Consider the following 21,062-nt stretch of genomic DNA (forward strand, 5'->3'; position numbering starts at 1 on the left):
CGGGCGTCGATCGGGCTTGCGCAAACGGTAAATCATAGACATTAATCTTACAAATCGAAGGTGCGTTCAGCACGAGCGACGCGACCGCGTCGAGCAGGAGAGGAGATGTGATGGCACCGTGTGGCAAGACGCCGGCATTGCTATGCCTGCAAGTGGTAACGGTATCATCCGATGTCACCCTTGCGCGCTCTCGGACCCTGTATCGAGTATATTCCGGCATTGCCGACCGGGGCCGACCGGGTGATCGGCCATGCCGATTCCGCTTTTGCGAAGAAGGATTGACGATGGTTCGTTTGAAGAGCGCGCTCGCCGGGCTGGCGCTGTCTGCGTCGATGGCCACAGGTGGTGCGATGGCGCAGACCGCGACCGAGATCCCGCGGATGGTGACGAAGAACGGCCGGCATGCGCTGATGGTCGATGGCGCACCGTTCCTGATGCTGGCGGGGCAGGTCAACAACAGCAGCAATTACGCTGCGGCACTGCCGCAGGTATGGCCGATGCTCGACCGGATCCACGCGAACACCGTCGAAATCCCGATCGCGTGGCAACAGGTCGAAGCGGTCGAGGGCAAATTCGACCTCAGCTTCCTACAGACGCTGCTCGATCAGGCGCGGGCGCATGACAAGCGAGTCGTGCTGCTCTGGTTCGGGACGTGGAAGAACACGTCGCCCGGCTACACGCCCGACTGGTTCAAGGCCGACAACCGCCGTTTCCCGCGGATGAAGCTGAAGGACGGTACCGACCATTATGTCCACTCGCCGATGTTCCGCGCGACGCTGGAGGCGGACAAGCGCGCGTTCGTCGAGGTGATGAAATACCTCAAGGTGCATGACCCGCAGAACACGGTGATCATGGTGCAGCCGGAGAACGAGGTCGGCAGCTATCGTTCGCCACGCGATTACGGCGCACAGGCCAATGCGGTGTTCGCCAAGCCCGTCCCCGCGGAACTCGCCAAGGCGTTGAAGAAGCCAGGCGGAAGCTGGACTCAGATGTTCGGCGCGCAGGCGGATCGCGCGTTCAACACCTGGCACACCGCGCGCTTCGTCGACGAGATCGCGGCGGCGGGGAAGGCGATCAAGCCGTTGCCGATGTACGTCAACGCATCGCTCGCCGGGCCGTCCAACGTCCCCGATCCAACCGGCGTCGCGAGCGGCGGGCCTCAGCAGGACGTGCTGGATATCTGGAAGGCGGCGGCGCCGGCGATCGATTTCCAGGCACCCGATATCTATGACCGCGATGCCGCGCACGTCGCGCTGTACCTCGACGCCTATGCGCGCCCCGACAACGCCCTGATGGTGCCGGAAATCGGCAACGCGAAGGAGTTCGCACGGTTCTTCTGGGCGGCGCTGGGGCGCGGGGCGATCGGCTACGCGCCGTTCGGCATGGATGACACCGGGTATTTCAACTACCCGCTCGGCGCAAAGGCGCTCGACGGTGAAACGCTCGATGCGATCGGGGCCAAATACGGCGCGCTGGCGACGATGGGGCGCGACTGGGCGAAGATCGCGTTCGAGCATCCGACCTGGGGTGCGGCCAAGCCCGACGATGGTGCCGGGCAGACCACGACGATGGGCAACTGGACGATCGCCACGAGCTATGGCGAGTGGCAGTTCGGGCAGAAGGACTGGACGTGGATCAAGTCCGAGCCGCCCGTCTGGGCGAAGGAAGCGGTCGGCGGCGTCGCAGTCGCGCACCTGTCGCCTAACGAGTTCCTGGTGGTCGGCGATCATGTCCGGCTGAACTTCGGTACCGCCAAGGATGGTCCCAAGAACGGTTCGGTGTTCCGCGTCGAGGAAGGGCGCGTGGTCGACGGGCGTTGGGTCATGAGCCGTGTGTGGAACGGCGACCAGACCGATTACGGGATCAACCTCGTCACGCCGGTCATCCTGAAGGTGACCATGGGCAGCTACAAGTAACGAGCGCGAAGCTCGACGATTTCAAAGGTACGACGATGACGAAGGCTTTCGGTTTCGTGCTGCTGCTGACTGGCAGCGCACTTACCCCCGCGGTGGCGCACGCGCAGACGGCCAAGGGCGGTTTCGAGAAAATCACGAACGGCATCGGCGTCGTGCCGTCGAGCGGCCCGGCGGGCTGGGTCGAGGTGACGGTGCATGGTGACGGGATCATCCACGTCGTCGCGAGCCCGACGCGCGTCACGACGGCGCCGAGCCTGATGGTGCCGACCCCACCGATCGCGGGTCAGTATAGTGTCACACAGGAGGGCAAGCGCGTGCTGGTCGCGACCGCGCGCGACACCGCCGAAGTCGATCTGAAGACCGGCCGCGTCCGCTTCCTCGACAAGGCCGGCAAGGTCGTGCTCGATCAGGCGGCGGCGCCTGCATTCTTTCCCACCACCGCGGACGGCAAGCCGTTCGTGGTCGCCTCGCAGCAGTTCAACCGCGGCACCGACGAGGCTCTGTACGGCCTCGGCCAGCACCAGAACGCGCAGATGGACTATAACGGCGAGGACGTCGAACTCGCGCAGCACAACATGGACATCGCGGTCCCGTTCGTCGTCTCGACGCGGAACTACGGACTGTTGTGGGATAATGACGGCATCACCCGCTTCGGCAACCCGCGGCCATACTCATTGGTCGGCACCGATGGCCTGAAGGTCACGAGCGGCGGCAAGCCCGGCTTCACCGCGCAATATTATCTCGGCGATCGGCTCGCGGTGACGCAGCAGGAAGCGTCGGTCAACTACCAGTATATCAAGGATCAGGCCAAGTGGCCCGCCGCCGCCAAGGCGCAGACGGTCGCCGCGACCGGTGGCCAGAACACCGCGGGCAATGCTGTCGAGACGCAGAAGGTCGTGTGGACCGGCGACGTGACGCCCGACGTCAGCGGCGTGCACAAGTTCCAGCTCTACGGCTCGAGCTATTTCAAGGTGTTCGCGGACGGCAAGGAAGTGCTCAACCGCTGGCGCCAGAACTGGAACCCCTGGTACGCGAATTTCGACCTGCCGATGACCAAGGGCAAGCTGGTCAAGGTGCGGATCGAGTGGGAGCCCAACGCGGGCTATATCGCGCTGCTCCACAATAACCCACTGGCGGCGTCCGATCGCCATTCGGTCTGGTTCACCAGCGATATCGCGAAATCGGTGAACTATTGGTACGTCCCCGGCAAGGACATGGACGAGGTCGTGGCGGGCTATCGCGCGCTCACCGGCAAGGCCGTGATGATGCCGAAATGGGCGTACGGCTTCTGGCAGTCGCGCCAGCGTTATAATACGCAGGATGAAGTCGTCGACGTCGTCAAGAAGTACCGCGACCTGAAGATCCCGCTCGATAATATCGTCCAGGACTGGTTCTACTGGCCCGAGAATGCGTGGGGCAGCCACGAGTTCGACAAGGCCCGCTTTCCCGAGCCGCAGAAGATGGTCGACAAGATCCACGACATGAACGCGCGCTTCATGATCTCGGTCTGGCCGAAATTCTATCCGACGACGGAGAACTACAAGGAGCTCGCGGCGAAGGGCTATACCTATCGCGGCAACCTCGATTACGGCAACAAGGACTGGGTCGGGCCGGGCTATCTGAATACCGATTACGATCCGTATGCGCCCGAGGCGCGGACGATCTACTGGCGGCAGATCAAGGACAGCCTGGCGAAGATCGGCACCGACGCGTGGTGGCTCGATGCGAGCGAGCCCGACATTCACTCGAACCTGTCGATCCCCGAGCGGATCGCGACGATGGGCCCGACCGCGGCGGGGCCGGGCGCGCAGTATTTCAACAGCTATCCACTGGTGCATGTCGGCGCGGTCTATGACGGCTGGCGCCAGTACAAGCCCGACGTGCGGCCCTTCATCCTCACGCGGTCCGGCTTCGGCGGCCTGCAGCGCGAGGGCGCAGCGGTCTGGTCCGGCGATGTGGCAAGCCGCTGGTACGATCTGCGCGCGCAGATCTCGGCGGGCGTGAACATCTCGATGTCGGGCATCCCGAACTGGACGCACGACATCGGCGGGTTCGCGCTGGAGGATCGCTATTCGACCAAGACGCCGACCTCAGCCAACCTCGACGAGTGGCGCGAGCTCAACCTGCGCTGGTTCCAGTTCGGCGCGTTCAGCCCGCTGTTCCGCAGCCACGGCGAGAGCCCGTACCGCGAAATCTACGAGATTTCGCCCGAGGGTTCGCCGATGCGCAACTCGATGGTGTGGTACGACCAACTTCGCTACCGCCTGATGCCGTATATCTACACGGTCGCGGCGAACACGTGGTTCAAGGACGGCAGCATCATGCGCGGTCTGGTGATGGACTATCCGAACGACGTACAGGCGCGGAAGGTGAACGACGAATATCTGTTCGGCGACAGCTTCCTCGTCGCGCCGATCACCGAATACAAGGCTCGGTCGCGGGGCGTGTATCTGCCCGGCGCGACGGTCTGGTACGACTTCAACACCGGCCAGGCGTATCGTGGCGGCCAGAGCGTGACGCTTGCCGCGCCGTACGAACGCATGCCGCTGTTCGTGAAGGCCGGCGCGATCGTGCCGATGGGTCCGGTCACGCAATATGTCGACCAGAAGCCCGACGCGCCCTTGACGTTGACGGTGTATCCCGGCGCAAACGGCACCTTCGGCCTGTACGAGGATGACGGCACCAGCGAGCAGTATCGCGGCGGCGCGTACAGCCGGATCCCGGTGACGTATGACGACACGACCGGGGTGGTGACGCTCGGCGCGCGCGAAGGGCAGGGGTATAAGGCCATGCCTGCGAGCCGGACGGTGCGGGTGAAGTGGATGACGGCCGGGCGTCCGCTTGATCCGGAAAGCGCGGCCGATGCGACGGTGACGTATCGCGGGGCTGTGGTGGAGGTTAAGCGGCCGGTTCGGTGATACGATCGGGTGTCGCCGAGTTTCGATGTCGAGGAACGATAGCGCGCACCTCCCTTCTCCCTTCTCCCGTCACCCCAGCGAAAGCTGGGGTATCCCGCTTGGCGGACGCGGCGGATGCCATAGGAAGATCCCAGCTTTCGCTGGGATGACGATCTTCGGGCGTTGGAGCCTATACAGCAAGCTCGCCACCCCGGCGAAGGCCGGGGCCCAATTGGGGGACGGTTATAACGGCGCGCAGCGCGTCGTTACTGCAACCTCTCCAAATGGGCCCCGGCCTTCGCCGGGGTGGTGTCTTCTTGCCGGGGTACCTTCTTGCCGGGGGTGCACCCTTGAGGTGGTAGATTCGAGAGCGGGCAGCGGCCTTAGACCAGCCCACGCCCCTCTAGCTTCAGCACCGGCACGAACCCGCCGCGCGTATTCGCCGGCATCGTCACATGCAGGCCCTTCGCATCCTGCCGATGCGCAACCACGCCGCCGCCAAGCAAGGTAACCCGCTCGACCACGCCGCCATTCACCGTCCGCGCCAGCGAGCCAACCGTCGCCGCCCCCTCCGGCCACCCAAGGAACACCGCGTAAAGCGCGCCGCCGTTGGTCGTGAACCGGATGTCCCTCGCCGTGAACGGCTTCACCGTCTCGTTCTGCATCCCCGTCGGCAAGATCGTCGGACCCTCGCCATAGCGCCGCCACGGCCGCGAGCCGAAGATCGCCTCACTGTTGATCGCCACCCAGTCCGTCATGCCGTCGAGGATATGCTCGACCTCGCTATCGATCGAGCCATCGCCCGGCTGCGGCACGGACAACAGCAGATTGCCGTTCTTCGACACCACGTCCGCCAGCCGCTGGATCACTTCGGGCGCGCTTTTGTAACTTTTGTCGCGGAGGCGGGCGACGTTGTAGAACCAGTCGCCGAGGCAGGTGTCGGTCTGCCACGGCTCGTCCCAGATATGGTCGGTAAAGCCGCGCTCGACGTCCTGCACCAGCCCGAAGCGCTGGTGCGGCTTCAGCTGCTTGGCGGTGAGGACGACGTCGATCTTGCCGTGCCACTGGATCGAGCGATTGTAATAATCGGCGAGCGATTCCAGTCCGATCGGCCCGAACGGCAGCTCGTAATCGTCGAAATAGACCATGTCCGGCTTGTACTTGTCGATCAGGTCGGTCTGGCGGAGCAGCCATTTCGCTGCATAGCCGGGCGCGTCCTTAGGCCCATGCTCCATCCACTGGCCGTCGTTCTTCTCGTGCCAGTCGTTCATCGCGGCAATGCTGTCGATCCCGTCAGGTGCCGCCATGTGCGCGCCGGTATAAAGCTGCTGCGGGTCGAGTCCGTCCCACCATTTGCCCGCGCCATCCGCCTTGCGCAGCGTCGACGCGTCATAACGCACGCCCTTCAGCGGCCCGGTCGGATCATAGGCATAGCCGGTCTGGTACCAGTGCCAGGCGTGTGCGGCATGGTTCGACACGCCGAACTTCAGCCCGGCCTTTCTCGCCGCCTTTTCCCACGTCCCGACGATGTCGCGCTTCGGGCCGACACGCAGCGAGTTCCACGCGTGATAGCGGCTGTCGTAGCAGTCGAGATTGTCGTGATGGCACGCCAGCGACATGAAGTATTTCGCACCGGCCTTCTTGTAGCGTTCGATCAGCGCATCGGGATCCCAGCGGTCCGCGGTCCAGCGGTTCTGGATATCCATCATGCCGGTCTTCGACGGATGGCCGTAGGTCGCCAAGTGATGCTCGTACATCGGATGGCCCTGCATATACAGGAAGCGGCCATACCAATCGCCTTGCTCGGGTACCGATTGCGGTCCCCAGTGCGACCACAGCCCGAGCTTCGCATCGCGAAACCAGTCGGGGTAGCGATACGCGTTGACCAGCGACGGCCAGTTGGGCTGCACCGGCCCGGAAGCGAGCCCCATCGGGCTTTGCGCCACCGCACCACGCGCCGCACCGAGCGCCGCCATGCCGGCAAGAACCGACCTTCTGTTGAAATCCATGGTCTGTCCTTATTGCCGGCCGAGCGTCTTGGTGATCGCGGCGAGCGCGAGCGGCTTCATCACTGCATAGCCCTGCGGCGTCGGGTGGACACCGTCGCTGGCATAGCCCGGCTTCATGCCTCCATCGGGACCGGCAAGCGCGGCGTGATAGTCGACATAGGTAAAGCCGTTCTTGACCGCATAGGCGCGCAGCCATGCGTTGAATGCGATGATCTGGCCTGCGGGCTTCATCGCCGGGCTCCAGCGGAAGGCGGCGGCGGGGGGCGTCGAGGCGAGGATCACCTTGATGCCATGTGCGCGCGCCAACTCGGCCATCGTTTCGATATTGCCCTGCACCGTCTCCATCGTCGCAGCACCGGTGTTCCCCGCAATGTCGTTGGTGCCCGCCATGATGTGCACCGCGCGCGGCTTCAGCGCGAGCACGTCGGCGCGGAATCGGACCAGCATCTGCGGCGTGGTCTGCCCGCTGATCCCGCGATCGACGACGCCGTTGGTAAAGAGCGTGTCGTCCGCGCCAATCCAGTTATCGGTGATCGAATCGCCCATGAACACCACGCGGGTCTTCGCTCCCGACGCGATCAGCGCTGCGTTCTGTTTGGCGTACCGGCAAAGCTGGCCGAAATCGCGCGTGAGCATGTGCAGTTTCCAGCGGTCCCAGCCTGGGCCGTCTGTCGGATTCGGATGCGTTGGACACGGATCGGCGACGATGCCGACGGGATCACCGGCATGGGGATCGCCTGCCACGACAGACTGCGCCAGGGCGCCGCCACTAAATGTAGCGAGGGATGCGACGACGATGACAAGCGCCCTGATCATACGAATGTCGCATCGATGGAATGCCGACCGGCGGTAACCCTTTGGCTTCCGGGAGATATTGCCAACTGTATCATATGGTTACCGATAACAGCCGATCTGCGACACGTAGTCATAATCTTTTACCTGTGAAATTCGACTTCACAAGCGTGCCGATCGTGGTATGACAAATCAAGGCCTGTTAGCGCTAACGCCAACAAAAGGGTCGAAGGAGGGGACGGGCAGGGTCGTAATCGATCCGAGCCGGACCATCGAACCTCAGCGGGTGAACCCGCGCCAAGTCTTGCAGGGATTCCTGCGACCGGGACCAACCGGCATGCGCGGCAACGCCGCGCGGCCATTCGATGTGTTTGAAGGGGAATATCAATGTTCGTCCGTTCGCAGCGCGCCACCGCGCTTCGCATGCTCGCCGGTTCGTCGGCCGCGGTGCTAGCGTTGAGCCTGGCGCCAGCAGCGTATGCGCAGGACGCCGCACCTCCGGTCGCCGCCGATGCCCAGGCCACGCCAGCGGCACAGGCTGCGCCCGAGGCGCAGCAGTCGACCGGCGCGATCACCGCGCCGAGCGGCGACCAGGGCCAGGGCGTCGAGGCGGCCACCGCCCCCGGCGGCGAGGACATCGTCGTGACCGGCGTCCGCGCCAGTCTCCGCAGCGCGCAGGCGATCAAGCGCAACTCCGACCAGATCGTCGACTCGATCGTCGCCGAGGACATCGGCAAGCTGCCCGACCGCAACGTCGCCGAGGCACTGCAGCGTATCTCGGGCATCCAGATCCAGCGCAACTACGGCGAAGGCAGCAGCGTCGCGATCCGCGGCCTGACGCAGGTCCGCACCGAGATCAACGGCCGCGACAGCTTCACCGCGAGCGGCAGCAACGGCCTGAGCTTCGAGGACGTTCCCTCCGAACTGCTCGCCGGCGTCGACGTCTACAAGAACCCGGCGGCCGACATGATCGAGGATCAGATCAGCGGCACGATCAACCTGCGGACGCGTAAACCCTTCGATTTCGACGGCTTCCGCGCCTCGGCGAGCGTCACCAACAGCTATTTCGACCTGCTCGGCAAGAGCAAGCCGTCGGTTTCCGGGCTGATCAGCGATCGGTGGGATACCGGGATCGGCGAGATCGGCATCCTGGTCGACGTCGCCTATCAGAAGACGGCGTTCCGCCAGGACGTGATCTCGACCGAGCCGTTCTACACGCTCGATCCGACCAACGCGACCGATGCCGCCACGCTTGCCGCGCTGGGCCGCACCGGACAGGTCACGACCCTGCCGCACGGCACCGGCATCGGCCAGACGCTCGGCGATCGTCGGCGCCTCGGCACCGATATCTCGATCCAGTGGCGCCCCAGCAGCACGCTGGAGTTCACCGGCGAGGTGCTGCGCTCGGATTACAAGTTCCAGTGGCAGGATTACAGCTACTTCGCCTACACCAGCGGCAGTACGATCACGCCGCTGGCCGGCGCGCCGTTCACTTTTGCACCGAACGGCGATTTCCAGAGCGGCACGTTCGCCGACGTGCCGACGGCATCGAACACCAGCCTGACGCGGCGCCACTCCGTTACCACCGACTATTCGCTCAACGGCAAGTGGACGCCATCGTCGAAGCTGACGATCACCGCGGATGGCCAGTATGTCCGCGGCACGACCAAGAACCTGCGCTCGATCGTCTCGCTCTCGTCGACGCCGGTGACGCTGTATCAGGATATTTCGGGCGCGGTGCCGGTGTTCAACATCACCAATGCAACCAGCCTGACCGATCCCACCCAGTACGGCGTCGGCTATTATCTCGACCATATCGACGAATCGACCGCGACCAACAAGGCGGCGCGGCTCGATGCCGAATACAAGGTCGGCGACGGCTTCCTGCAGTCAGTCAAGGTCGGCGCGCGCTATGCCAACCGCAAGAACACCACGCAGGATGCGGGCTATCGCTTCGTGTATCTGGGACGAGGGATCGGCGCGGGCGACCAGGAAGTGGCCGATCTGAGCGATTTCTTCCGTGGCCAGGCCAATCTGTTCGGCAATGTGCTCGCCTTCCCGGCGTCGACGACGCTCGATTACGATGCGACGCTCGCACAGCTCGGGATCACCTCGAAGGTTGGCTATACGCCGACGAGCCTGAACGAGCAGAGCCAGAAGACTTATACCGGTTATGCGACCGCCAAGTTCGCTGCCAACGACCTGTCGATGCCGATCGACGGCACGGTCGGCCTGCGCGTGGTGCGGACCGAACTGAACACGTCGGGCTTCTATGCGATCAGCAGCTACAACGCGGCGACGGGCACGAACAACGATCCGACCTTTTCCGCGATCGACTTCACGCGGAAATACACCTCGTTCCTGCCCAGCGTGAACATCCGCCTGCACATCACCGACAACCTGCAGGCGCGCGTCGCGGCGTCGCGCGCAGTGTCGCGTCCGACCTTCACGCAGCTGAACCCGAGCCTTCAGATCAATGCGCCGTCGCCGATCACGCAGGCGCCATATACCGCAAGCGGCGGCAACCCTTTCCTCAAGCCGCTGACCGCCAACCAGCTCGACGGCTCGCTCGAATGGTATTTCGCCAAGGCAGGATCGCTTACGGGTGCGGTGTTCTACAAGCGCGCGAAGAACTTCATCCAGACCGCGGTCTCCGACCGGGTCGTGACGTTCGACGATGGCACCAGCGCGACCTACCAGGTGACGTCGTACCTCAACGGCGACAAGGGCACGATCAAGGGCTTCGAGGTGGCGTACAACCAGTTCTTCGACTTCTTGCCGGCGCCGCTCGACGGGTTCGGCGTGCAAGCGAACTTCACCTATGTCGACAGCAAGGCCCCGAGCCCGTCGTCGACCGATACCGCGGGCAACGCGCTGTCGGTGCCGCTCGAGCTGCTCTCGAAGTACAGCTACAATCTCGTCGGCATCTACGAGAAGAACAAGCTGTCGGCGCGCGCCGCGTATAACTGGCGCAGCAAGTATGTCGTGACGACCGCGGGTAACGGCACCGGTGCGCTGCCGATCATCAACAAGGGGTTTGGCCAGCTCGACGCGTCGGTGAACTACAACGTCACCGATCACTTCTCGCTGGGCGTCGACGGGACCAACCTGCTCGACACCCGCCGCGCGACCTATTTCGGCGTCGAGACGCGGCCGCGCGACGTGCAGCTGAACGATCGCCGGATCAGCGGGACGGCGCGCATCACCTTCTGATCTCCTCTTTCACCGTCTCTCCCACGACTGGCCGGATCTCACGATCCGGCCATTTTTTTGCGTGTCGGGATTTTGGAAAAAGCGGTTGGCGCGCCCGGAGGGGTTCGAACCCCCGACCGAGGAGGTAGAAGCTCCTTGCTCTATCCAGCTGAGCTACGGGCGCGCGCTGCGGCGACGACTAGCGCGGATTGTGCGGGCTTGGAACCGCGATCATAACGCGTGGATGGATATTGGTACGGCTAGCGAGAATGAGCGCGAGCGGGAGCTCGAACCGGTGACCGCGAGTGCGGTCAGCGGCGGGCAGTTTCGCTATTTCGATTTCGTGATGGCGGCGTTCGTCACGATCCTGCTGCTGTCGAACGTGATCGGCGCGGGCAAGCGGGCGGTGATCGACCTGCCGTTCATCGGCGCGTGGCCGTTCGGCGCGGGCATTCTCTTTTTCCCGGTGAGTTACGTGATCGGCGACGTCCTGACCGAGGTGTACGGCTATGCATACGCGCGGCGCTGCATCTGGGCGGGGTTCGGCGCGATGCTGTTCATGGTGTTCATGTCGGCAGTCGTCGTCGCGCTGCCACCCGACCAGGGGTGGACCGGGCAGGCCGCGTACGAGTCCGTCTTCGGACAAGTGCCACGGATCGTGTTCGCCTCGATCTGCGCGTTCTGGGTGGGCGAGTTCGCCAACAGCTTCGTGCTCGCGCGGATGAAGATCTGGACGCAAGGGCGGATGCTGTGGACGCGGACGATCGGCAGCACGGTGGTGGGGCAGGCGTTCGACAGCCTGATCTTCTACCCGCTCGCCTTTTATGGAGCACCCGACTGGCCGGTGGAGGCGATGCTGATGGTGATGGTCAGCCAGTTCCTGCTTAAGGTGTCGTGGGAGGTGTTGCTGACGCCGCTGACCTATGTGGCGGTCGGGTGGCTGAAGCGGCGCGAGGGGGTCGACGTGTACGACCGGGGGACGGACTTTTCGCCGTTCCGGACTCGGGTTTGAGGGGCGTCCGTTACGCAGCACGCTCCGTCATGCCGGGCTTGTTCCGGCATCCACCGATCAGCGTACTCTCTGGCCCTTGAGTACGGGGGACCGTGGACCCCGGAACAAGTCCGGGGTGATGGATATGGTTGGCAGGAGGTCTAGGCGCTGACGGCTTCGAGCAAACCTTCGAACAGACGCCGGCCATCCGTGCCGCCGTGCGCGGCTTCGATACGGCGCTCCGGATGTGGCATCATGCCGAGCACGTTGCCCTTGTCGTTCAGCAGACCGGCGATGTTGCGCGCGGAACCGTTGACGCTCTCCGCATAGCGGAACGCGACCCGGCCTTCGCCTTCGAGGCGGTCGAGCGTCTCGGTGTCGGCAAAGTAATTGCCATCATGGTGCGCGACCGGGAACGAGACGCGCTCGCCAGCCGTGTAGCCCGAGGTGAAGCTCGAACTTGCGGTCTCGACGGTCAGCGCGACGTCGCGGCAGACGAAGTTCAACCCCTCGTTGCGCATCAGCGCACCGGGGAGGAGACCTGCTTCGGTGAGCACCTGGAAGCCGTTGCAGATGCCGAGCACGGGCAGGCCCTTGCCAGCCTGCTCGACGACCGCGCGCATGATCGGTGATCGCGCCGCAATCGCGCCCGAGCGAAGGTAATCGCCATACGAAAACCCGCCCGGTACCGCGACCAAGCCGACGTCGGCCGGCAAGTCCGCGTCACCATGCCAGACCATGAGCGGCTTGACGCCGGTCACCGCCTCCAGCGCGACAGCGATGTCGCGGTCGCAGTTGGAGCCCGGAAAGACGATGACCGCGGTCTTCATGCTTTTTCCACGCGGTAGTTTTCAATCACCGTGTTGGCGAGCAGCTTGCGGCACATGCCGTCGATCGTCGCGTCGTCGGTGTCGTCGGCGACTTCCAACTCGATTAGCTTGCCCTGGCGGACATCCTGCACGCCGTCGAAGCCGAGGCTGCCGAGCGCATGGTGGATCGCCCGGCCCTGCGGATCGAGCACGCCGGGCTTCAATGTCACGAAAACCTTGAGTTTCATTTACTTGCCCCGGTTCTTGCGATGCTTTTCGAGGTCGAGGACCGAATTGTCGCCACCTTCTGGCAACAGGCCAAGACGGCGTGCAACCTCCTGATAGGCCTCAACTTCGCCGCCGAGATCGCGACGGAAGCGATCCTTGTCCATCTTCTCGTTGGTTTCCATGTCCCACAGGCGGCAGCCATCGGGGCTGATCTCGTCGGCGAGGATGATGCGACCGAAGTCGTTGTCGAAGATGCGGCCGAATTCGAGCTTGAAGTCGACGAGGCGGATGCCGACGCCGGCGAACAGCCCGCACAGGAAATCGTTCACGCGGATCGCGAGGTCGGCGATGTCGTGCATCTCCTCCTGGCTCGCCCAGCCGAACGCGGCGATGTGTTCGTCGGAGATCATCGGATCGCCGAGCGCATCGTCCTTGTAGTAATATTCGATGATCGTGCGGGGCAGCTTGGTGCCCTCCTCGATCCCGAGGCGCGTCGAGATCGAGCCGGCGGCGACGTTGCGCACGACGACTTCGATCGGGACGATCTCTACCTGCCGGATCAACTGCTCGCGCATGTTGAGCCGGCGGATGAAGTGCGTCGGCACGCCGATATGATCGAGCAGCGTGAAGATGTGCTCGGAAATCCGGTTGTTGAGCACGCCCTTGCCGTTGATCGTGCCCTTTTTCTGGGCATTGAACGCGGTCGCGTCGTCCTTGAAATACTGGATCAGCGTGCCCGGCTCGGGACCCTCGTAGAGGATCTTGGCCTTGCCTTCGTAGATCTGGCGGCGGCGAGCCATGCGCGGTCCCCTGGAAATCGAGCGGTGAAAATCGAGCGGCCCCAGCCTACGCGCTATGCACCGCGAAGCCGAGGCCGGAATAGGCCGCGCCTATAGGCGAAGGGTGCGGGGGGTGCAATCGCGGCGCATGACTGCCCCTGGAAAACTGCCCCCTCCCTTTATTGCTGGGACGTCATCGCTACGACGGCGACGACGTATCGTGGGCAGACGCGAGCGGTCGGCTGGTTCGGCGATCGATGCGCGTCAACAGATCCGTCCACCAGCGCTGGATCCAGTGTCGCCAAATCAGGACGGCCAGCAAAATCACGACCAGCGGCGGACCAAGCGCTGCCAATACCCAGAGCAGCGCCGTGACGGTCAATCCGATCGAGCCGAGCGCGGTATCGCCAGCGTCTTGCAGGCGGTCGACCAGGCCGGTCCCCCGGCCAGTCGTATAGTCGAAAGACATCGGCGTATTGGCGAGACTTTCGCGCTGTTCGGTTGCCGCCGCTGCTGCCGTCGTTGCCTGGTCATGCGCCACCGCCTGTTGCTGGCGGAGTTCGGCCCGTTCGCGAGGGGGCAGATCGACGCGTGCCAGTTCGCGGTCGATCCGAGCGCGTTCGGTCGCGACGTCAGTCCGCTCGGCTGCGGTCACCGCGGCGGCAGTGGCGACATCGGTTCCGCTGATATCAGCCCCCGTCAACGTCGCGCCGACACTCTCCGCCTGCTTCACCCCGGCCCTACCAAAGGCACGCGCCAAGGAGGCGGCGATCTTTACCGACAGGCTCGCGCTGACGTTGCCTTGCTGGCCGACTGTGTAGCGCAGCCCCGTTATGCGGCAGCGTGTTGCGCCAAGGCGTTCGCAGGCACGAGCATGCTCCTCCTGAAGATCCGAGATCCGGGACGATGGGAGTGCCAGGTCATAGCTATAGTCGAATGCGATACCAGCAACCGAATTGCCTGCAATATCAGGTTCACCAGCACTACTTTCCGGTGCCTTGCTGCAGCCAACCAATGATAACGCGATTACGCTACTCACAAGCCACTTCATGGTCACTCTCCCGCAATCGATCTAAACACTATCGATTGGATGGGATATGCCGTCAAGCGTGCTCAGGTCACGGCGAGCCGTTGAGAATATACGGGGTTACGCCAGCGTTCGGTTTCCATCGTCTCACACAATATGTCCCCCGCACGCCACACGTCTTCATGGCTCAGATATAACGGCGTCAGGCCGAGGCGGAGGATGTCGGGGTCGCGGAAGTCGCCGATGACGCCGCGGGCTATGAGGGCTTGGGTGAGGACATAGGCGTTTGGGTGGCGGAAGCTGATGTGGCTGCCACGCTTGGCGGGGTCTCGGGGGCTGACGCAATCGAGGCCCAGGGCGTCGCCCGCCGCGGCTAGGATATCGAACAGGCGCGCGCTCTTGGTGGCGACCGCGTGCTGGTCGATGTCGGCCCAGAGGTCGAGTGCGGTTTCCAGTGCCGCCGTCGAGAGCATCGCGGGCGTGCCGGCGAGCCAGCGCTTCATGCCGGGGGCCGGGCGGTAGGCGTCCTCGAACGCGAACGGCGCGGCGTGGCCCATCCAGCCGGACAGCGGGCTGGCGAGGGCGTCCTGCCAGCGTTTCGCGACGTAGAGGAACGCGGGCGCGCCGGGGCCGCCGTTGAGATATTTATAGGTACAACCGACGGCGAGGTCTGCGTTCGCGCCGTTGAGGTCGATCGGGACGGCGCCGACGCTGTGGCTGAGGTCCCAGAGCATGAGCGCGCCGGCCTCGTGCGCGCGATCAGTCCAGTCGCGCATGTCGAAGCGGTCGCTGGTCTTGTAGTGGACATGTGTCAGGAGGAGGACTGCGGTGTCTTCGTCGAGCGCGGCGGCTAGGTCTTCGCGGGCGACCACTTTAAGGCGTGCGCCGGGGACGCAGGCGATTGCGCCTTCCGCAATGTGCAGGTCGGTGGGAAAGTTGCCCGCTTCGCTGACAACCGTATGACGCTTCGGGTTGCTGCGAAGAGCCGCGACCAAGGCCTTGAAAAGATGAGTCGAGGTGGTGTCGCCGATGATGACCTCGTCAGACGCCGCGCCGATCATCGGGGCGATCTTCGCGCCGATCCGCTGGGGCGCGTCGATCCAGCCTTCGTTCCAGCTACGGATCAGGCGCTCGCCCCATTGGCGCGTGGCGACGTCGGCCAGTGCGGCCGGCGTGGCCTTGGGCAGCGCGCCGAGCGAGTTGCCGTCAAGGTAGATCACGCCTTCGGGGAGCGCGAACGTGTCGCGGTAGGCGGTGAGCGGGTCGGTCGCGTCGAGCGCGCGGGCGTCTTCGAGGGTCACTTGGTCTTCCTGAGGTCGGCGAGGATCAGGCGCTTCGCTTCCGCCCAGGCGGCGGTTTCAGGCGCGATCAGCTCGACATGGCCGGTGGCGGGGATGGTGTGGAGCGTGGCGGTGTCGCCGGCTGCCCTGGCCTTTGCGACATAGTCGGTGGCCATGACGAACGGGATGATGCGGTCTTCGCGGCCGTTGATCAGGTCTTGCCGAACGCGGAGCGGGAGGAGGCGCGGGACCGAGGTGTCGGCGTAGACGTCCGGGTGCTGCGGCGTGGGTGAGCCGACCAGTTGTGCGACGACCTCAACCCCGCAGCCATTCTCGGGACTGGCCGCCGTGGCTTCGAGATCGGGGAGACCGCCGAGGCTGATGACATGGCGGATACGGAGCGGGTTTGCGGTGCGGAGCGGACTGGTCGCGGGCAGCTTCGAACGGCCGGCGAGCCAGAGCGCGAGGTGACCGCCGGCGGAATGGCCCAAGGCAACGACGTGGCGCGTGTCGAGGTTGAACTTCTTTGCATTTACCGTGAGTTGGTCGGCGGCGTTCGCAGCATCCGCGAACGTGCCGGGATAGCCGCCCCCGGCGCGGTCAACCCCGCGATAGTCGATGTTCCAGACTGCGACGCTGCTGTTGCGAAGATCGTCGGCGATCCAGTTCATCAGGCTGCGATCGGCGATGCTGGTCGTCCAGCAACCGCCATGCACCATGACCACGACCGGGAACGGCCCTTTGCCATGCGCCGTGCCCGTGGGCAGCCAGACGTCGACCTTCTGCATCTGGTCGGTGCCGTAGTCGATCGTCGCGTCGGGCGTCGGTTTCGGGCGCCGGGTCAGATCGGGCCATGTCAGCAGGGGCGACTTGACGGGAGCGGGGGCGGGGGTTTGCGCGATCACCGGAGCGGAGGTGGCGGCGAGCGCGAGAAAGGCAAGGCGGATCATGGGGTTGGTGTAGCGGGCTCGAACCTCCGCGTCATGCGGGCATCTGGCGTTCCGCGCGTGGACCAAGCGCGCGGTACGTTCATGCTTTGATCGTTGCGTTTTCACCTGCTACCGCTGTCGGTAATGGCCACCAGCGACTTCAAAGACCCCTTCGACTCCATCGTCGACGCCCCCTTCGATAGCGCGCTCAGCGAGCGGTATCTCGTCTACGCTCTGTCGACGATCACCGCGCGATCGTTGCCCGATGTGCGCGACGGGATGAAGCCGGTGCATCGGCGTCTCCTCTGGGCGATGCGGCTGCTGAAGCTGGACCCGGCGCAGGGCTACAAGAAGTGCGCGCGCGTCGTCGGCGACGTCATCGGTAAATACCATCCGCATGGCGACCAGTCGGTCTACGACGCGATGGTGCGCTTGGCGCAGTCGTTTGCGATGCGCTATCCCCTGGTCGACGGGCAGGGCAATTTCGGCAACATCGACGGTGATAACGCCGCCGCCTACCGCTACACCGAGGCGCGGCTGACACAGGTCGCGATCGACCTGATGGACGGGCTCGACGAGGACGCGGTCGCGTATCGCCCGACGTACAATGGCGAGGATCACGAGCCCGAGCTGTTCCCGGGGCTGTTCCCGAACCTGCTGGCGAACGGCGCCAGCGGGATCGCTGTCGGCATGGCGACGAGCATCCCGCCGCACAACGCCGCCGAGTTGCTGGAGGCGGCGATCGTGCTGATCGACACGCCGGACGCAGACGACGCGGCGATCCTGGAGCATGTGAAGGGTCCGGACTTCCCAACCGGCGGGCTGGTGGTCGATCCGCCCGCGGTGATCCGCGAATCCTATGCGACCGGGCGGGGCGGGTTCCGCGTCCGCGCGCGCTGGGAGACCGAGCGCGAGAAGGGCGGCGGCTGGCAGCTGATCGTCACGGAGATCCCGTACGGCGTGCAGAAGGGCAAGCTGATCGAGCAGATCGCCGATCTGATCAACGCCAAGCGCCTGCCGATTCTCGCCGACGTGCGCGACGAGTCCGACACCGAGATCCGCATCGTGCTCGAACCGCGCAGCCGCACGGTCGATCCGCAGATTCTGATGGACGGCCTGTTCCGGCTGACCGACCTCGAAACGCGGATCAGCCTCAACCTCAACGTGCTCGACAAGGATCGCACACCGCGCGTGATGTCTCTGCGCGAGGCGCTGGCGGCGTGGGTCGACCACCAGTTCGTCGTGTTGCGCCGGCGGACCGAGCACCGGCTGGCGAAGATCGCCGACCGCGTCGAGCTGCTCGACGGGTATCTGATCGCGTATCTCAATCTCGACCGCGTGATCGAGATCATCCGTACCGAGGACGAGCCGAAGAAGGTAATGATCGCCGAGTTCGCGTTGACCGATCGCCAGGCAGAGGCGATCCTCAACATGCGGCTGCGCAGCTTGCGACGGCTCGAAGAGTTCGAGATCAAGACCGAGCGCGACAAGCTCGACAAGGAGCAGGCGACGCTCGCCGCGTTGCTCGCCGATCCGAAGAAGCAGCGCGCGCGGATGAAGCGCGATATGGCGAAGATCCGCGATCGCTACGGCCTGGAAACTCCGCTCGGCAAACGTCGCACGACAATCGAGGAACATGCGCCGACGCGTGACATCCCGCTCGAGGCGATGATCGAACGCGAGCCAATTACCGTCATCCTGTCGCAGCGCGGCTGGATCCGGGCGATGCGCGGCCACAACGATTTGGCGAGCCCGGAGGCGCTGAAGTTCAAGGAGGGCGACGGCCCGGCGTTCGCGTTCCATGCGCAGACCACCGACAAGCTGTTGCTGGCCGCTGAGAACGGTCGGTTCTACACGCTGGCGGCGGACAAGTTGCCGGGCGGGCGCGGGTTCGGCGAGCCGGTGCGCGCGATGATCGATCTGGACGGCAGCGTCGGGATCGTCGCGCTGCTGCCCGCGAGCAAGCATCCGAAACTGCTGGTCGTCGCGACCGATGGGCGTGGTTTCTCAGTCAGTAGCGCCGAAGTTATCGCGGAGACGCGCAAGGGCAAGACGGTGGTGACGCCGCGACCAGGCGCGCAGTTGAAGATCGTCCGGCCGATCGGGCCGACCGACGATTACGTCGCGGCAATCGGCGACAACAGGAAGATGCTGGTGTTCCCGCTCGCCGAACTGGTCGAGATGACGCGCGGGCAGGGGCTCCAGTTGCAGCGCTACCGCGATGGTGGGCTGGCGGATGCGATCACCTTCGTCTTTGCCGAGGGGCTGAGCTGGGCGATGGGTGGCGGTACCGGTCGCACGCGCACCGAATCGGACCTTGGCCCATGGCGCGCGGCGCGCGGTGCGGCAGGAAGAATGCCGCCGACGGGTTTCCCGCGTGACAATAAATTCGGCTAGCGGACTGTAAAACCCGAAAATTGGCGAAAAGTGACAATAATACGCCGTTTCGGTTCCTTTAGGCCGTCTTAACGAAGCTCCGGTACGCAGGGGCATGGCATCGACCGCCTCAGATGCGATAGCGCAATCAATCCTCGCGACCGATCTGGTTTCGCGTGCGCTGGAGCTTGTGCCGATCCCCGCGGTGCATCTGCTGGTGTCCGGGGGGCAGTTCGAGCTGTTCGCGATGAACCGCGCCTATCGTCTGGCAGGGCTTGGCGTCGTCGCCGAGCGATCGCCGATGATCGCCGAACTGGGCCCGCGAATCCTCGCATTTCTCGAAAGCCAGCATCTGCGGTCGGACTTCGACTGGGTACTCGGGGATTCGGTCGACTGCCGCTATTACCGGGTAACGATGGCGCGCACCTTCACGTCGCTGCGCGATCGCTGCACGGTCAGTTTCATCGACCAGACTTCGCAGGTCCAGACCGAGCGGAGCCTGCGGCGGGAGATGACGACCGACAGCCTGACCGGGCTGCCGAATCGCGAGGGCTTCGAGGAGCTGTTCGAGGCGGTCGAGGATCGCACCGTCAACGCGGTGCTGGCCATCGACCTCGATCGGTTCGGCAGGCTGAACTCCTGCCTCGGATCGCTTGCGGGGGACGAGCTGCTGATCACCGTCGCGCGGCGAATCAAGGGCGCGTTGCGTGCGCGCGATACGCTGGCGCGAATCGGTGGCGACCAGTTCGGCATCCTGATGACGATCGACGACGACCGGGAGGACGCGCACGCGCTGGCGGATCGGATCCAGCGCACGCTGACCGCACCGTTCCGGCTGACCGACTATGAGATCAGCGTCGAATGCTCGGTCGGGATCGCGTACGGGGCGGACGAGTCGGGCGACGTCGCGGAACTGATCCGCCACGCGCAGTTCGCGGTGAAGCGCGCCAAGGCGAGCGGACTGGCCGAGAGCTACATGCCGCAGGATTTCGCGATCGCGCGCGCGCAGTTCAGCATGGAGACCGCACTTCGGCGGGCGATCGAGAAACGCGAATTGCGGCTGGCGTATCAGCCGATCTGCGACCTGGCGACCGGACGAATCGTCTCGTTCGAAGCCCTTGCGCGGTGGACCGACGAGGACGGCCAGATCCATTGTCCGACCGCGTTCATTCCGGTGGCCGAGGAATCGGGGCTGATCGTACCGCTCGGACGGTGGGCGATCGACGAGGCGGCGCGGACGCTCGCCGCGTGGGATGCGCGCCACGGGGGGCCGTGCGGGGTCAAGCTGGCGGTCAATTTGTCGGCGATCCAGTTGCAGCGCGATGCGATCGCGCCGGTCGTGGAGGCGGCGCTCGCGTCGTCCGGGCTGACCGGCGACCGCTTCACGCTGGAGTTGACCGAAAGCGCGATCGTCACCGATCCGGACCGGATCGCCGAGACGATGCATGCGCTGAAGGCGCTCGGCACGACGCTGGCGATGGATGATTTCGGGACCGGCTATTCGAACCTGGCCTATCTGCAGAAGCTGCCGATCGACGTGCTGAAGATCGATCGCAGCTTCGTGACGGGCATGCTGGCGGACCGCGACAAGGTGTCGATCGTTCGCGCGATCCTGAGTCTCGCGCAGGCGCTGGGGATGAAGACCACGGCCGAGGGGGTCGAGACCAACGAACTGGCGCAGACGCTGGCGGCGCTGGGGTGCACCTACGGCCAGGGATATTTCTACGCCAAGCCGCTCGAGGCGGATGCGGCCTATGCGATGATCGCGCCGGCGGTGGTGCCGGCCTGACGCGACGTTTCTGGCGGGGGACCCAAACCACTATCGTCATCCCAGCGA

Annotated in this window: 14 protein-coding genes and 1 tRNA gene; 6 read left to right on the top strand and 9 right to left on the bottom strand. The window is 64.7% G+C overall.

The annotated features are described in order from the left end of the window. The first annotated feature begins 284 nt into the window (after positions 1 to 284). Both VH567_RS14950 and VH567_RS14955 read left to right on the top strand, forming a co-directional pair. On the top strand, positions 285 to 1,916 hold the full coding sequence (locus VH567_RS14950) for a DUF5597 domain-containing protein (protein ID WP_423327046.1): 1,632 nt from the start codon (positions 285 to 287) through the stop codon (positions 1,914 to 1,916). Positions 1,917 to 1,951: 35 nt separating this feature from the next. Continuing rightward, entirely contained in the window at positions 1,952 to 4,834 is a 2,883-nt protein-coding gene (locus VH567_RS14955) for a TIM-barrel domain-containing protein (protein WP_423327047.1), read from the top strand. Between the two features lie 362 nt (positions 4,835 to 5,196). Here VH567_RS14955 and VH567_RS14960 read toward each other — a convergent pair whose 3' ends face one another. Both VH567_RS14960 and VH567_RS14965 read right to left on the bottom strand, forming a co-directional pair. Continuing rightward, positions 5,197 to 6,822 carry an alpha-L-fucosidase gene (locus VH567_RS14960; protein ID WP_423327048.1) on the bottom strand — a complete coding sequence of 542 codons (1,626 nt, stop codon included), beginning with the start codon at positions 6,820 to 6,822 and terminating at the stop codon, positions 5,197 to 5,199. Positions 6,823 to 6,831: 9 nt separating this feature from the next. Then, complete coding sequence (locus tag VH567_RS14965; protein WP_423327049.1) at positions 6,832 to 7,638, bottom strand: SGNH/GDSL hydrolase family protein; 807 nt, start codon at positions 7,636 to 7,638, stop codon at positions 6,832 to 6,834. A 363-nt stretch (positions 7,639 to 8,001) separates the two neighbouring features. Between VH567_RS14965 and VH567_RS14970 the strand changes: the two genes are divergently transcribed. After that, entirely contained in the window at positions 8,002 to 10,827 is a 2,826-nt protein-coding gene (locus VH567_RS14970) for a TonB-dependent receptor (RefSeq protein ID WP_423327050.1), read from the top strand. An 86-nt stretch (positions 10,828 to 10,913) separates the two neighbouring features. Here the strand turns inward: VH567_RS14970 and VH567_RS14975 are convergent. Further along, a tRNA-Arg gene (locus VH567_RS14975) sits at positions 10,914 to 10,990 on the bottom strand. A gap of 60 nt (positions 10,991 to 11,050) precedes the next feature. On the opposite strand from VH567_RS14975, the gene VH567_RS14980 reads away from it, so the two are divergent. Continuing rightward, complete coding sequence (locus VH567_RS14980) at positions 11,051 to 11,818, top strand: queuosine precursor transporter (protein WP_423327051.1); 768 nt, start codon at positions 11,051 to 11,053, stop codon at positions 11,816 to 11,818. Positions 11,819 to 11,958: 140 nt separating this feature from the next. Here VH567_RS14980 and purQ read toward each other — a convergent pair whose 3' ends face one another. The 6 genes from purQ to VH567_RS15010 form a co-directional block, all read right to left on the bottom strand. Beyond that, positions 11,959 to 12,627 carry a phosphoribosylformylglycinamidine synthase subunit PurQ gene (gene purQ, locus VH567_RS14985; RefSeq protein WP_423327052.1) on the bottom strand — a complete coding sequence of 223 codons (669 nt, stop codon included), beginning with the start codon at positions 12,625 to 12,627 and terminating at the stop codon, positions 11,959 to 11,961. Then, the gene (gene purS / locus VH567_RS14990) at positions 12,624 to 12,854 is read right to left on the bottom strand and encodes a phosphoribosylformylglycinamidine synthase subunit PurS (RefSeq protein ID WP_031439802.1); all 231 of its coding nucleotides are present in this window, start codon (positions 12,852 to 12,854) and stop codon (positions 12,624 to 12,626) included. Before purS ends, purQ begins: the two co-directional genes overlap by 4 nt. Beyond that, positions 12,855 to 13,634 (bottom strand): phosphoribosylaminoimidazolesuccinocarboxamide synthase, encoded by a 780-nt coding sequence (gene purC, locus VH567_RS14995; protein WP_055876188.1) that lies wholly within the window; start codon positions 13,632 to 13,634, stop codon positions 12,855 to 12,857. It abuts the gene before it with no gap. A gap of 178 nt (positions 13,635 to 13,812) precedes the next feature. Next, positions 13,813 to 14,664, bottom strand: coding sequence for a hypothetical protein (locus VH567_RS15000; RefSeq protein ID WP_423327053.1), 852 nt, complete (start codon positions 14,662 to 14,664; stop codon positions 13,813 to 13,815). A gap of 62 nt (positions 14,665 to 14,726) precedes the next feature. Then, a complete protein-coding gene (gene kynU / locus VH567_RS15005; RefSeq protein ID WP_423327054.1) occupies positions 14,727 to 15,941 on the bottom strand; it encodes a kynureninase in 1,215 nt (404 codons plus the stop codon). Further along, a complete protein-coding gene (locus VH567_RS15010; protein ID WP_423327055.1) occupies positions 15,938 to 16,870 on the bottom strand; it encodes an alpha/beta hydrolase in 933 nt (310 codons plus the stop codon). Before VH567_RS15010 ends, kynU begins: the two co-directional genes overlap by 4 nt. 123 nt (positions 16,871 to 16,993) lie before the next feature. On the opposite strand from VH567_RS15010, the gene parC reads away from it, so the two are divergent. Both parC and VH567_RS15020 read left to right on the top strand, forming a co-directional pair. After that, positions 16,994 to 19,246: a DNA topoisomerase IV subunit A gene (gene parC / locus VH567_RS15015; protein WP_423327056.1), complete on the top strand. Its 2,253-nt coding sequence runs from the start codon at positions 16,994 to 16,996 to the stop codon at positions 19,244 to 19,246. Positions 19,247 to 19,340: 94 nt separating this feature from the next. Beyond that, the gene (locus VH567_RS15020) at positions 19,341 to 21,014 is read left to right on the top strand and encodes a putative bifunctional diguanylate cyclase/phosphodiesterase (protein WP_423327057.1); all 1,674 of its coding nucleotides are present in this window, start codon (positions 19,341 to 19,343) and stop codon (positions 21,012 to 21,014) included. The last annotated feature ends 48 nt before the right edge of the window (positions 21,015 to 21,062 follow it).

This window comes from Sphingomonas sp. 4RDLI-65, from assembly GCF_049472435.1.
Lineage (GTDB): Bacteria > Pseudomonadota > Alphaproteobacteria > Sphingomonadales > Sphingomonadaceae > Sphingomonas.